We start from the raw sequence: 12,681 nt of genomic DNA, 5'->3' as shown, positions 1-12,681 counted from the left end.
AATCACAATATACCACTAAACTTAGTAATATAATGGAAGACACTTTTTTATTTTTCTATATTATAAGGGGGAAGGTAGTATGTTAAAAAATCAAGAGATTATTTTTGGAGTTATATCTTCTATATTTATATTAATACATGTGTCTATATACATACTTCAAGACATATATTTATTAATTAATTCTAAGTATTTAAAATCAACTATAAATAAAATGCTTCCTGCTCTTAATAAACTTAATACAACTTCTTTAATACTTGCGTTAACATTTATGATACCCCATATTTATTATTTAAAGGAAAAGTTAACATCATTTGATACTGGATATTTAGTTTTATTTTTATTGATTATATCTACTTTTACTAAGATCCATTTTCTAAGTAAATTTAATATAAAACAGTATTCATCTATAATAGCTTATTTATTGACAATAAACTTAGCTGTTCACATATTTTTTAGATAAATGTATTTTATTGAATATAAAAAGAGCAATTAAGATTTTACTTAATTGCTCTTTTATATTTTTGCAAATATTTTTATAAAATTTTAATTTTTCAATTTATTTTTCCAATATATTTCTTTATTATATCGCTTAAACAAACACTAACTTACCTACATGCAACAAAAATTGTGTTATTTTTAAAGTTCCTATCTGTAAGTTGCACTTATCACATATATTTTCCATATTATAATCTATATACCATACAGCATCATTATCCGGCATTAAATCTACTTTTGCATTGTTTAGTGTTGCTATGTTATATAATTCAACACTCAAACCCTCTGTTTGTATACCAAAATTTTAAAAATTATTAATATCATCTAAAAAACTTTAATAAATATTTTTCATTGTGATTTTCTTTTTTCATAATATATAATAAATATTGCATTGTTTTTTACTTACACTTATTTAAAAGTTGCATATTACAATATGTTTAACAATAGATTGTAGCTTAAGTTTAAAATCCTATGTATAAAAATTTTTTTACATAGGGTATACTAAATTAATAACTAATAATTTTAGGAGAGATTTGTATGGAATATATAGTTTTCGATTTAGAGTTTAATCAGGGATTTGATAAAGAGAATAATAAAACATACTCTAATGAAAAATGTCCCTTTGAAATAATACAAATAGGAGCTATAAAATTAGACTCTAATTTCAATATAATTGATAAATTTAGCAGTTTCGTAAAGCCAAATATATATAAAGATATTCACCCTTTTGTTGGTAAAATGACTCATATAACAATAGATAAAGTTAAAGATGCACCTTCATTTAATACTGTATATAAAAACTTTAAGAAATTTATATCAAGTAAGTCAAGTATAATGTGCGTATGGGGATCAGGAGACTTAAAAGAGTTATATAGAAATATAAATTATTATTCACTTCCCTCAAAAGAACTGCCCAAGCTCTATATAAATGTTCAACAATATGCTTCATCTTACTTTAATAATCCAACAGGACAAAGTATAGGTCTTCAAAATGCTATACAAATACTAGACCTTCAGGAAAACAAAGCTTATCATGATGCATTAAATGATGCCTATTACACAGCATTAGTTCTTAAAAATATTTACAATGAAAATATAGTTGCTGATACTTATGTTTATACTCCAGTAAAACCTAATAGAACTAGATCAAAATCATCTAAAAAGAAAGTTGATTATAATAGATTATTTGAAGAATTTAAAAAGATATTAGGAAGAGATTTAACTTCTGATGATAAAAAACTTATAGATTTAGCTTATAAAATGGGCAAAACCAATCAATTTTTAGTAGATGAAACTTCACAACCTCAAGCTAAAACTAAAGCTTCAAATAAATTTATTAAAAATAAATCTAAAAATGGGTTCAAATATAAAAAAAGAAGATAAGTCCTATAAGCTAGGACTTATCTTCTTTTTTATACATTTAAAAATAACATTTTTATTTCTTCATACTGTGCAAATTCTACAATTTCCACAGGTTTATCTTCACTTCTATATTTTTCTTCTTTACCTACATATACATCTACATTCCCAATTTGATTATATATTCCATCTATAATATTTAAAAAATCTTCACTTTTTAAACTTTCACCTTTGGATTTTAAAAATATTATACTTTCATTTTCTTCATCCCTAACTATTGATTCTATTCCAAATAAAAGACTATCTTCCTTTATATAAACAACTTTAGCCCCTAGTGCTATTCCTTTATTAACTTTTTCTTTAAGCTGTAATAAATTCATAATTCCCTCCTTATTAAAAGTATATTAAATTATATTAAAGAAATTATGAATTTATGTTTTATTTTATAACTAATTCTACAGGGCAATGATCAGATCCTAATATTTCAGTGTGAATATTAGCTGAAACTAATCTATCTTTTAATTTTTGAGAAACACAAAAATAATCTATTCTCCATCCTGCGTTATTTTTTCTTGCATTGAATCTATAAGACCACCAACTATAAATTGCTTCTTTATCTGGATAAAAATATCTATAAGTGTCTATAAATCCAGAATCTAAAAACTCAGTAAATTTAGTTCTTTCCTCATCTGTAAAACCTGCATTTTTTTTATTAGTTTTAGGATTTTTTAAATCTATTTCTTTATGAGCTACATTTAAGTCTCCACACATTATAACTGGCTTAATTTCATCTAATTTATTTAAGTAATTTCTAAAATCATCTTCCCACTTCATCCTATAATCAAGTCTTTTTAATCCCTGTTGAGAGTTTGGAGTATATACTGTCACAAAATAAAAATCTTCAAACTCTAAAGTTATAACTCTTCCTTCATTATCATGTTCTTCAATATTTATTCCATAGCTTACACTAAGTGGTTTTTTCTTTGTAAATATTGCAGTACCTGAATAACCTTTTTTTGTTGCATAGTTCCAATAATCATAATATCCTTTTAATTCTAATTCTATTTGTCCTTCTTGTAGTTTAGTTTCTTGTAGACAAAATATATCTGCATCTACTTCTTTAAAATAATCCATAAACCCTTTAGTAACACAAGCTCTAAGTCCGTTAACATTCCATGATATAAATTTCATATTTTTCTCCTTTGTTTATCTATTTAAATATTATTTTTTTTGCAAAATCTTCTGGTAATGTAGAAGATACATAAATTCCATTACTTATCTCAAATCCTCCAAAACTATATTTTCTAGGTATTACATGAAAATGTAAATTAAATAAATCACTACAATCTATATTTTTAGGATGTGAATGCATACATAAATTAAATGGCATATAACCACATATTTTATATATTTTTTCAAATAAATTTTTAAATATATATGCAAGTTCATTTAGATTATCATTTTCTAAGTTTTCAAACTTAGTACTATCTTTACATACAACCCTAACTTCATTACTATACATAGATGCATAAGGAACTAACACTATAAATTTATTACCATTATATACAACTCTCTCATTTAAACTTAATTCTTTTTCAATTGTACTTTTATATAAACTTTCATTTTCATTTTTATAATATTCTTTTAATATATTAACTTCATTTCTAACATCTTTAGGCACCATGGACATAGAAATAATCTGTGAATGTGGATGGATTAGAGATGCTCCTGCTTTTTTTAAGAAGTTTTTAAATATACTAACATATAATATATCTTCATCGTCTATATATTTCTTATACCTATTTTTATACATTAAAAACATGTTATTAAATTCTTTTTCACTCATGTTATAAAAAGATCCATTATGCCTATAAGTATCTATCATAACTTCGTGATTTCCCTTTATACCTTCACAACTTTCATCTATAATTGGGTATTTATTATAAATCGACCTACAAACCCACTCTGATCCATTAGATATTTCAAATGTCTTTTCAGCTGCATATTCTTCATTTCCTCTACAAAATGGACAATTTAAATCATATACATCATAAACTTCTTCTTCATCCATAATTGGTTTAATATCAGTAGGTCTACTTGACCTATTAGGTGCAGATATAACCATATCACCACTAAATAAATCAATTCTTACATCTTTCATATCAAGCACCTCTTCTAAGAGTATTTATATATCAAATCTTATATATTTATATCTTATATAATATTTTCACAATAATATTTTGTTATAAGTATTTTTGTAAATTAATCAAATATACATTTATAATTTTACAGATTTTAACATCAAATGTAAATCCTATTACTCTTTTATCTGAACATTAAAAATTGAATGATTTTTAATATAACTTATGCTATTATACTCTTGTATAGAGATTTTACAGATTTTTCAAACAAATAATAGGGGGTATTAAAAATGAACTTTTCTAATAGAGTTATATCTATGCAATCTTCACCTATAAGAAAGCTAGTTCCATATGCAACAGCTGCAAAAGAACGAGGATTAAAAGTTTATCATTTAAATATAGGTCAGCCAGACATAAAAACGCCTAAAAATTTTTTTGATGCTGTTAATAATTTTAATAGTGATGTGTTAGAATATGCAGTATCTCAAGGACTTCCGGAATTAATAGATGAAATGACAAACTATTACTCAAAATACAATATGGACTTTAAAAAAGATGAGATACTTATAACTAATGGTGGTAGTGAATCTTTACTATTTGCTATGATGGCTACTTGTGACCCCGAAGATAATATATTAGTTCCTGAACCATTTTATACTAACTATAATGGATTCAGCTCTTGCATAAATGTTTGTATAAAACCTATAACTACACATCCAGAAGAAGGATTTCATTTACCTAAAAAAGAAGATATAGTTTCTAAAATAGATAAAAATACTAAAGCAATATTACTATCTAATCCAGGAAATCCAACTGGTTGTGTATATACTAAAGAAGAAGTTTATATGTTATCTGATATAGCTATAGAAAATAATTTATGGATAATAGCTGATGAAGTTTATAGAGAGTTTGTTTACGATGGACTTGATTATATAAGCTTTGGCAATATAGATAAAATAAAAGATAGAGTAATAATAGTTGATAGTGTATCTAAAAGATATAGTGCATGTGGTGCTAGAATAGGCTCCCTAGCTTGTAAAAATAAAGATTTTATATCTCAAGTCCTAAAGTTATGCCAAGGAAGATTATGTGTGTCTACACTTGATCAAATAGGAGCTATACAATTATATAAAACCCCTCAATCTTACTTTATGGAAGTTAATGAAGAATATAAAAAAAGAAGAGATGTATTATATAGTGAATTAATGAAAGTTGAAGGAGTTATATGTGAAAAACCTAAGGGTGCATTTTATATCCTTGCCAAATTACCTATAGAAAATGCTGAAGATTTTGTAATTTGGATGTTAAATGAATTTGAAGTTGATGGAGAAACCGTAATGGTATGTCCTGCTGAAGGGTTTTATGCAACAAAAGGTCTTGGAAAAAGCGAAATAAGACTTGCTTATATATTAAATGAAAACGATTTAAAGAAAGCTGCTAGTATATTAAAGCAAGGTATTGAAAAATATATTGAAATTAAAAATAATTTAGCAACTAATATATAAAAATAGGCATTCAAATGAATGCCTATTTTTTTACTTGTTACTCAAATTGGGTGTTTATATACTTATTTTATATTTTCTTTTATAAGTATATCTTCTAAATTCTTTATTGACTGCATGAACTTATCTCTATCCTCTTTACTTAATTTTAGAAATCTAGTTTCTAGTTTTTTACCTAATTCTTCTAAAAAGTCTTTAGCTATTATATCTCCTTCATTAGTTAAGTTTAATATATACTTTCTTCTATCTCTGGAGTCTCTTGTTCTTGTTAAGTATCCTTTTTTAGTTAAGTCATCTACCATAGTAGTAAGACTTCCTTTTTCTATATTTAATTTTTCACATAAGTCCGTCATTGTTATTTCCCCATTATTTTTTATGAAAACAAGTGCTCTTAATTGAGTCCTATTTACATCAATATTTGATGCATATTCTTTTAAAGATTCTAAATATAAACTTGCATGTATCTTCGGAAAAGTTTTTGATACAAAATCTATTATGTCTTTTATTATTTCATTCATACTTTCACCTCCAACCCCTTTAAGTTATCGTCAAATACTAGTTTACACTAGTTTTAATTGCTAGACAACACCTAAAAAATTTAGCTATTGATTGTAGCATTTTTTCCATATCTTTTCAAACTTGATTAAATTTTCTAACTCTTTCTACATTTTTCTACATTTAAACTATTTACAAAAATGTTTTTTTATAATATAATTGACTCATAGCTTCCCGAGACAAGCGGGAAAACAATAACAAGCATTTGTTTATTTTACATTTAAGGAGGCAATCATTATGATGCAAATACTTACAAGTACAGCATTATTACTAGTTGTACTGGCATTATTCACATTATTTAGCTACAAAGCTCCACATGGTATGAAAGCTATGGGTGCATTAGCGAGTGCTGCATGTGCAAGTTTCTTAGTTGAAGCATTCCATGCTTCATTATTTGGACAACAATTTGGAATAAAATTCTTAGAGCAAGTTGGATCTGCAAACGGTAGTTTAGGTGGAGTTGCCGCTGCTATATTAGTTCCATTAGCTTTAGGTGTTTCTCCAGTTTATGCAGTTTTAGTTGGTTTATCAGTTTCAGGATTTGGAATACTTCCAGGATTCGTTGCTGGTTACTTAATATCATTCGTTGTTAAGTTCTTAGAGGAAAAAACTCCTGCTGGACTTGACTTAATAGTAATAATAATAATAGCTGCTCCTTTAGCAAGAGGAATTGCAAGCTTTATGGATCCAATAGTTAAGGATACTTTAATGCAAATAGGACAAGCTTTAACAGCTGCTTCTACTACATCTCCAATATTAATGGGTATAATACTTGGTGGTTTAATAACAGTTGTTGCTACTGCTCCTTTATCATCAATGGCTTTAACATCTATAATAGGATTAACAGGTCTTCCAATGGCAATAGGTGCATTAGCAGTATTTGGTTCTTCTTTCATGAACTTCGTATTCTTCTCTAGAATGAAGTTTGGTGATAAAAAAGATACAATAGCTGTTGCTATAGAACCTTTAACTCAATCAGATATAATATCTGCTAACCCAATACCAGTATTCTGTACTAACTTTATAGGTGGAGCATTATCAGGTGTTGTAGTTGCTTTAATAAGTAGTTATATTGCACCACTTGCAATAAGTGTTCCTGGTATGGCTACTCCAATAGCAGGTTTCGCTGTAGCAGTTGGACAAAACGGAACTCCTGCTTTATTAGCTGCTGCTGGATGTATAGTAGTAAGTGTTGCTGCTGGATTTATCGGACATGCATTATTCAAAAACTATAAAATAGTTAGAGCTGATGTAATCCGTGGAAATGGAAATAATGAAGATACAGCTGCTTAGTCAGTTATTATATAAAAAAAGCACATCAAATGATGTGCTTTTTTATTTTTTATTTATATTAGTTATTTAACACAAAATATTCCTAATATACCTGGTCCCGCATGAGATCCTACGCAAGATCCAACATCTGTAATTAATATATCACTAGTTTTAAGTTCATTATTTGTCATATCTCTTAATTTGATCATATCACTTTCACAATCCCCATGACCTATAGCAATACCTCTTCCCTCAGTATAATGCTTTTTAGCTAAATCAGCCATTTTAGAAAATACATGTTTTTTTCCTCTCGCTTGAGCCACCGGTGTAACTAGTCCATCTTTCACTTCTAGTATAGGCTTTATATTAAGCATATTACCTATTACTGCCTTAGAAGAAGATATTCTTCCGCCTCTTTGTAAATACTTTAAATCATCAACAGAGAATACAACATACATATTATCTCTCATGTATTCTAATTCTTTTATAATCTCTTCTATAGTTTTTCCTTCATACGCCATCTGAGCAGCTTTTACAACTTGCATACCACATCCATATGAAAAATTTAAAGTATCAAAAGTATATATTTTTCCTTCAGTATCATTTTTAGCCATAATAGCACTTTGGTAAGTCCCTGTAGCTTTAGATGATCCAGATATGTATAATATTTCTTTACCTTCTTTTATAAATTTATCAAATACTTCTTTAAATTGAGCATATGTAGCTTGTGATGTTTGAGGAAGTTTCCCTTCTCTTAACATATCATAAAATTTTTTAGGTTCTAAATCTATTCCATCTTTATATTCATCTTCTCCAAACCTAACAGTTAAAGGAACCATTTCTATATCATATTTTTCTCTTAAATTTTTAGGTATATCAGATAAACTGTCACATATTATCTTTAAATTATTCATAATAATTCCTCCTTAATAAATAATATTATACAATAAATTCATATTATATTAAAAAAAACATAGTTTATTCTTATCAAATTCTATATTTATAAAATTTCCACTAATTAAATTTATGTCATTCTTTTTTATATTAATGTAAATAGGAGATAATTTATCAGAAGTAGATTTTTTTAAGCTTACAGTATAATCAAATGGATTTTCGATAATATTTATAAGTTCCATATTAAATACATCAGTCCTTCTATTATTACTAATTTTTATATCATATTCTCTTATACATACATAATTTAAGTCTTCATTTATACTCATATTTTTTACATCTATATAAATATCCCAATCTATAGCATAAATAACTCCACTTTTTATAAATTTAATTTTTGATATATTTTTAAAGCCAGTTAATTTAGCTTCTTTCAATGATTTTGGATTTTTAAATAATTCATCTTTATTTCTTTTGTTAATTGCTAATCCATCTTCATATACAACTATATCATCACAAACTCTATAAGCTTCATTTATATTATGAGTTACAAATATAGCATCCCCTTTATAAGTCTTAAGTGTATTTCTTAAGTGTTCTTCCATAATATCTCTTAAATTATAATCAAGAGCTGAAAATGGCTCATCTAAAAGTAATATTTCAGGTTCTTTAACTAACGCTCTAGCCAATGCAACTCTTTGTTTCTGACCTCCAGATAGCTGATTTGGATATAAATCTTTTATTTTTTTTAAATCAAATTTACCTATATAATCATTACAAATTTCATCTTTGTCAAATTTATTTTTATTAATTAATCCTAATTTTATATTTTCACTAACTGTCATATGAGGAAAAAGTGCATAATCTTGAAATACAAGCCCTGCATTTCTATCTTGAGGCTTTAAATTTATGTTTTTACTGGAATCGTATAATACTTTATTGTTTACTATAATCTTTCCTTTATCTGGAGTTTCAAGTCCTGCTATACATTTTAAAGTAATACTTTTTCCACAACCAGACTCCCCTAATAATCCAGTAATTTTATTATTTTGATTTATATTCACTTTTAGAGAATAATTATTTAGTTTTTTTTCTATATCTATATATAAAGACATCTTAATTCCTCTTTCCAAGTTTTTTAAGCTTAGATTTTGATATATAATTAGACAACACTATAACTATAGATGATATGCCAATCATAATCATAACCCAAATCATTGCTTGATTCATATTTCCACCTTCAGCTTCAAAAAATATAGCTATTGGCATAGTTTGAGTTTTACCTGGTATATTTCCTGCTATCATCAAAGTTGCTCCAAACTCTCCAAGTGCTCTAGCAAAGGATAATACTACTGCACTAATTATACCTGGATAAGCCAAAGGAATAACTATTTTATAAAATATCTGCTTTTCATTAAGTCCTAGTGTTTTTGCTGCATATATCATATTATTATCTATTTGTTCAAATGCACCTTTTAAGGTCCTATACATTATCGGAAAGGATACAACTGTTGCTGAAATAACCGTTGCTGTCCAAGTAAAAATTAAGTTTATATCAAAATTTTTAAGTAAAATTCCTACAGGCCCATTTTTACCTATTATAATTAACAAAAAAAATCCTACCACCGTTGGCGGTAGTATTAATGGTAATGTTAATAATGTATCTATAAGATTTTCATACTTCCCTTTATACCATGCCATTTTGTAAGCAATTAAAATCCCTAATATAAAGGTTATAAAGGTTGCACTTAAAGATGTTTTTATCGAAATAATTAATGGTGAAATATCCATTTAATAATCTCCTATCTAAATTGTTGTAAAATCTATGATTCATACCCATAATTTTTTAATATATCTTTAACCTCATTACTAAGTAAATATTTATTAAACTTTTTAATTTGATCTAAATTATTTTCTGATTTAATTATTCCAACTGGATATATTATAGGTGAGTGCAAATCATTTGAAATATTGTATATATGTAAATTTTTCTTATTTTTTGTATCACTTGAATATAAAAATCCTGCATCCACATTTCCAGATACTACCCATGCTAATACTTCTTTTGCATCTTTTCCATATACAAGTTTGTTTTCTATATCATTTTTTATACCTTTATTAATTATTACTTCATTTGCATATTGACCTACTGGAACACTTTTTAAATCTCCTATACCTATCTTTTTATATTCATTACTTTTTAAATCATCTATACTTTTTATATCTTTTGTACTACTAGCTAAGACTAATCCATTTTTTGTAAACTCATTGTATTCATTATCTAATAAATAATTATCTTTTTGTAATTCATCCATATATTTTTTAGAAGCTGATATAAATATATTACATGGAGCTCCTTGAACTATTTGTTGCTTTAAAGAGCCTGAAGATCCAAAATTTAAAACTAAGTCTACATCTTTATTTTCTTGTTCATACAACTTTTCAATTTCTTGAAATGGATTTTTTAAACTAACTGCGACACTTACATTAATTTTTGTTTTTTCATGTTTTTCACATCCTAAAACAATTATTCCTATCGATAGTATTATAAAAAGGCTTAAAAATTTTCTATGCATGATAAATACCTCCTATTTTATACTTTTAATTATATATTCACTCCAATTTATAGTCAATTATACAAGTATTCTAGTAATATTTGCATTTTTCGACTTTATTATATATTATAAATAGTTATTTTAGGGTATAATAGTATAATATTATTAGAGGTGGTGATAATTTGTTAGATTTAAATTTAGAAGCTAATAGATGTTTGGTATGCAAAAATGCTAGATGCAAAAATGCTTGTCCAATTAATACAGATATACCAAATGTTATAAGTTTATATAAAGAAGGTAAATTAAAAGAAGCTGGTGAACTTTTATTTAATAACAATCCTTTATCTGCAGTTTGTTCAATAGTATGTCCTCATGAAAATCAATGCTTAGGAAACTGTATTAGAGGTATTAAGGGTGAACCTATTCAATTTTATAAAATAGAAGAAGAAATTTCTAGAAAATTTTTAGAAGAAGCTAAATTTGATAAAGTTGATAAAAATGGTAAAAATATAGCTATAGTTGGTTCTGGTCCTGCTGGCCTTACAGTTGCACTTGAACTTGCTAAAAAAGGTTATAACATAACTGTATTTGAAAAAAATGAACAATTAGGTGGTATACTTAGATATGGTATACCTGAATTTAGATTACCAAGAGAAATAATAGATAACTTAGTTAATATATTAAAATCTATGGGAGTTAAATTTAAAATAAACTCTGTTGTAGGTCCTGTATTAACTCTTGATAAATTATTTGATGATGGATATGATGCTATATTTATAGGTACTGGAGTTTGGAATCCTAGAAGACTTGACATAAAAGGTGAAAGCTTAGGTCATGTTCATTATGCAATAGATTATTTACGTTCTCCTCAAAACTACGATTTAGGTGATAAAGTAGTTGTTATAGGTGCTGGTAATGTTGCTATGGATGCTTCTAGAAGTGCCAAACATTATGGATCTAAAGACGTTTATGTAGCTTATAGACGTGACTTTGAAGATATGACTGCTACTAAAGCTGAAATACATGAAGCTATTGAAGAAGGAGTACAATTTATGACTTATAAAGCTCCTGTTAAAATAGTTAACGAAGGAATTATTTTAGCAGATACTAAAAAAGTTGTAGATGAAAATGGTAAAACTTCTTTAATTACAGTAGAAGATAGTGAAAAACTATTTAAATGTGATTCTATACTAATTGCTGTTAGTCAACTTCCTAGAAATACTATAGTTTCTAATAATAAAGGTCTAGATGTTAACAATAGAGGTCTTATTATGACTGATGATAGTGGACATACTACTCGTGATGGTGTATTTGCTTGTGGAGATGTTACACATGGAGCTAAAACAGTTATAGAAGCTGTTGTTGCTGCTAAAACTGTTGCTAACTCTATAGATGAGTATTTAAAATAAAAAATTAAAAAGCTATAGAAATTTAGATTTTTCTGTTTCTCTATAGCTTTTAATTTTATTTACTTAATTTATCTACAACACATCCTAAAATTATTCCTATACTATAACTGATTAAATCTTCAAATAAAAACCCATGTCCAAGAATCAATCCCCCAATTGTAGTATTTCGTATATTATTTATCCATTCAGATTGATATAATTGACTTATTTCTATAGAAAAAGAAAATAAAAAAGCTAATACTAAGCTTTTTATAATATTTAATTTAGGAAATAAAAATCTAAATCCAAAATAAATCATCATAGCCCAAAGCATATCTCCAACAAAAGGAGCAATATTTCTTGGGAATATAAACATAAATTTTCTAGATAATAACCCCATAAGCATAATTATAATTGTAATTATAAAATATTTTATCCTATTTTTCATAATATCCTCCATACTTTTAATTATATATTAAAAAAGAGCTAATCTCTATTTAGAGATAGCTCTTTTTTAAAA

15 protein-coding genes are annotated in these 12,681 nt (G+C 26.3%); 5 read left to right on the top strand and 10 right to left on the bottom strand.

The window, feature by feature from the left end:
* Positions 1 to 79: 79 nt before the first annotated feature.
* Positions 80 to 460, top strand: coding sequence for a hypothetical protein (locus tag ABFX13_RS01365; RefSeq protein WP_346041352.1), 381 nt, complete (start codon positions 80 to 82; stop codon positions 458 to 460).
* A 129-nt stretch (positions 461 to 589) separates the two neighbouring features.
* Here the strand turns inward: ABFX13_RS01365 and ABFX13_RS01360 are convergent, their stop codons facing one another.
* Positions 590 to 775 (bottom strand): hypothetical protein, encoded by a 186-nt coding sequence (locus ABFX13_RS01360; protein ID WP_346041350.1) that lies wholly within the window; start codon positions 773 to 775, stop codon positions 590 to 592.
* A gap of 257 nt (positions 776 to 1,032) precedes the next feature.
* Here ABFX13_RS01360 and ABFX13_RS01355 point away from each other — a divergent pair, with 257 nt between their 5' ends.
* Entirely contained in the window at positions 1,033 to 1,878 is an 846-nt protein-coding gene (locus tag ABFX13_RS01355; protein ID WP_346041348.1) for a 3'-5' exonuclease, read from the top strand.
* Positions 1,879 to 1,907: 29 nt separating this feature from the next.
* On the opposite strand, the gene ABFX13_RS01350 is transcribed toward ABFX13_RS01355, so the two are convergent.
* From ABFX13_RS01350 to ABFX13_RS01340, 3 genes are read right to left on the bottom strand one after another with little or no spacing between them, the layout of a single operon-like run.
* On the bottom strand, positions 1,908 to 2,234 hold the full coding sequence (locus tag ABFX13_RS01350) for a hypothetical protein (protein WP_346041346.1): 327 nt from the start codon (positions 2,232 to 2,234) through the stop codon (positions 1,908 to 1,910).
* 58 nt (positions 2,235 to 2,292) lie between these two features.
* Positions 2,293 to 3,045 carry an exodeoxyribonuclease III gene (locus ABFX13_RS01345; RefSeq protein WP_346041344.1) on the bottom strand — a complete coding sequence of 251 codons (753 nt, stop codon included), beginning with the start codon at positions 3,043 to 3,045 and terminating at the stop codon, positions 2,293 to 2,295.
* 19 nt (positions 3,046 to 3,064) lie between these two features.
* On the bottom strand, positions 3,065 to 4,015 hold the full coding sequence (locus ABFX13_RS01340; RefSeq protein ID WP_346041342.1) for a galactose-1-phosphate uridylyltransferase: 951 nt from the start codon (positions 4,013 to 4,015) through the stop codon (positions 3,065 to 3,067).
* 270 nt (positions 4,016 to 4,285) lie between these two features.
* On the opposite strand from ABFX13_RS01340, the gene ABFX13_RS01335 reads away from it, so the two are divergent.
* A complete protein-coding gene (locus ABFX13_RS01335; protein WP_346041340.1) occupies positions 4,286 to 5,500 on the top strand; it encodes a pyridoxal phosphate-dependent aminotransferase in 1,215 nt (404 codons plus the stop codon).
* Positions 5,501 to 5,562: 62 nt separating this feature from the next.
* Here ABFX13_RS01335 and ABFX13_RS01330 read toward each other — a convergent pair whose 3' ends face one another.
* Positions 5,563 to 6,015, bottom strand: coding sequence for a MarR family winged helix-turn-helix transcriptional regulator (locus ABFX13_RS01330; protein WP_346041337.1), 453 nt, complete (start codon positions 6,013 to 6,015; stop codon positions 5,563 to 5,565).
* A 274-nt stretch (positions 6,016 to 6,289) separates the two neighbouring features.
* On the opposite strand from ABFX13_RS01330, the gene ABFX13_RS01325 reads away from it, so the two are divergent.
* Positions 6,290 to 7,345, top strand: coding sequence for a PTS sugar transporter subunit IIC (locus tag ABFX13_RS01325; RefSeq protein WP_346041335.1), 1,056 nt, complete (start codon positions 6,290 to 6,292; stop codon positions 7,343 to 7,345).
* Positions 7,346 to 7,407: 62 nt separating this feature from the next.
* Here the strand turns inward: ABFX13_RS01325 and ABFX13_RS01320 are convergent, their stop codons facing one another.
* From ABFX13_RS01320 to modA, 4 genes are read right to left on the bottom strand one after another with little or no spacing between them, the layout of a single operon-like run.
* Positions 7,408 to 8,238 carry a DegV family protein gene (locus tag ABFX13_RS01320; protein WP_346041333.1) on the bottom strand — a complete coding sequence of 277 codons (831 nt, stop codon included), beginning with the start codon at positions 8,236 to 8,238 and terminating at the stop codon, positions 7,408 to 7,410.
* 48 nt (positions 8,239 to 8,286) lie between these two features.
* Positions 8,287 to 9,333 (bottom strand): sulfate/molybdate ABC transporter ATP-binding protein, encoded by a 1,047-nt coding sequence (locus tag ABFX13_RS01315; RefSeq protein ID WP_346041330.1) that lies wholly within the window; start codon positions 9,331 to 9,333, stop codon positions 8,287 to 8,289.
* Between the two features lies 1 nt (position 9,334).
* On the bottom strand, positions 9,335 to 10,009 hold the full coding sequence (gene modB / locus ABFX13_RS01310) for a molybdate ABC transporter permease subunit (RefSeq protein ID WP_346041328.1): 675 nt from the start codon (positions 10,007 to 10,009) through the stop codon (positions 9,335 to 9,337).
* Between the two features lie 32 nt (positions 10,010 to 10,041).
* Positions 10,042 to 10,794 (bottom strand): molybdate ABC transporter substrate-binding protein, encoded by a 753-nt coding sequence (modA, locus tag ABFX13_RS01305; protein ID WP_346041325.1) that lies wholly within the window; start codon positions 10,792 to 10,794, stop codon positions 10,042 to 10,044.
* A gap of 161 nt (positions 10,795 to 10,955) precedes the next feature.
* Here modA and ABFX13_RS01300 point away from each other — a divergent pair, with 161 nt between their 5' ends.
* Positions 10,956 to 12,182 (top strand): NAD(P)-dependent oxidoreductase, encoded by a 1,227-nt coding sequence (locus tag ABFX13_RS01300; protein WP_346041322.1) that lies wholly within the window; start codon positions 10,956 to 10,958, stop codon positions 12,180 to 12,182.
* A gap of 55 nt (positions 12,183 to 12,237) precedes the next feature.
* Here the strand turns inward: ABFX13_RS01300 and ABFX13_RS01295 are convergent, their stop codons facing one another.
* Positions 12,238 to 12,609 carry a ribosomal maturation YjgA family protein gene (locus tag ABFX13_RS01295; protein ID WP_346041320.1) on the bottom strand — a complete coding sequence of 124 codons (372 nt, stop codon included), beginning with the start codon at positions 12,607 to 12,609 and terminating at the stop codon, positions 12,238 to 12,240.
* Positions 12,610 to 12,681 lie beyond the last annotated feature (72 nt).

Origin of the sequence: Paraclostridium tenue (genome assembly GCF_039521565.1) — a bacterium.
GTDB classification, from domain to species: domain Bacteria; phylum Bacillota; class Clostridia; order Peptostreptococcales; family Peptostreptococcaceae; genus Paraclostridium; species Paraclostridium tenue.
This window is presented reverse-complemented; position numbering and strand designations above follow the sequence as displayed.